Origin of the sequence: Janthinobacterium kochi (assembly GCF_051380715.1) — a bacterium.
Lineage (GTDB): Bacteria > Pseudomonadota > Gammaproteobacteria > Burkholderiales > Burkholderiaceae_D > Janthinobacterium.
This window is the reverse complement of record NZ_JBNYXO010000037.1, coordinates 1-1,095: the sequence shown is the minus strand read 5'-3', so window position 1 is coordinate 1,095 and position 1,095 is coordinate 1. Positions and strand designations below refer to the sequence as shown.

Below are 1,095 nucleotides of genomic sequence, written 5' to 3'. Positions count from 1 at the left end.
TGTCAAGACCCGCCTGGTTATAAACACGTTTAACGAATAATTGTGGCTTTTTTGCCTGCCATTTCTTCATTGCCTGAATCGGCGTTTCGTTGTTGAGAGCACGCTGTGGGATGTTGTGGTTATAGATTTTCAGGTAATTGCGTAGTGTTGATTCGAGCTCGGCCCTGGATGCGAAACGGGTCTGATTGACGACCTCGCTGATGCGGCCGTTGAAGCGTTCCACCATGCCGTTGGTCTGCGGATGACGTGGCGGGATCAGGCGATGTTCGATCGCCAGTTGTCTGCATAGCACGTCAAACGCGTGCTTGCCGCTGGGAATCCGGTCGCCCGTTTCCGGGTCTTTTTTCTTGCTGCTAAAGCGGTCGGTGAACTGGCTGCCATTGTCGGTGAGCAGCTTGACGATGGCGATCGGACAGGCTTTGTTGAGCTTGATCAGGAAGTCGGTGCTACTACTGTCGGACTGGTCGGCATAGATCTCCATGAAGACCCAACGCGTGGCGCGGTCGATGGCGACGAACAGGTAACGGCGTTCGGTTTCGTCAGGCATCTGCGGCAAGTACTTGATATCCATATGTAAAAAGCCGGGCTCGTAGTCCTTGAACGACTTTTTGGTGACGGGCTTATCGGTTTCCCGGGCGGCCAGTTCAAGCAGGCTGGAGACACCATGGCGACGCAGGCAGCGCCCCAGGGCGGCGCGCGAAAGCGCTGGATTGACGAACTCGCGGGCCACCGCCAGCAGGTCGTCGGTGGGCAGCAGCAGCGTGGTGCGCAGCTCCACGACGATCAATTCCTGCGCAGGCGTGAGCGTGGTGTGCATGATACGTGGCCGGTGCGAAAGATCCTCGGCGCTGTCGCGGTTCTGCCATTTGCGGATCGTCAGACGACTAACGTTGTAGCGCTCAGCCAGTTCCCGTTGAGAGAGCGTCGATTTGCGGATTTCGTCACGGATCAGATGAGTAGTGCGGGCTTGGCTGTGAAGGGCTTGGCTCATGGCGCTGGTAGTTGGGTGACAGGATTCAACAGTGTACTCAAAAGCAACCTGGCCCTGAAAAATGGCAGGCTGCGAGTTGGAATATGATCACCCATATCTAAACA

The 1,095-nt window shown here is 56.3% G+C and carries 1 protein-coding gene; it reads right to left on the bottom strand.

What is annotated here, in order from left to right:
• On the bottom strand, positions 1-991 hold a 991-nt coding region (locus ACQ4WL_RS27590; RefSeq protein WP_196857181.1), incomplete at its 3' end, for an IS481 family transposase.
• Positions 992-1,095 lie beyond the last annotated feature (104 nt).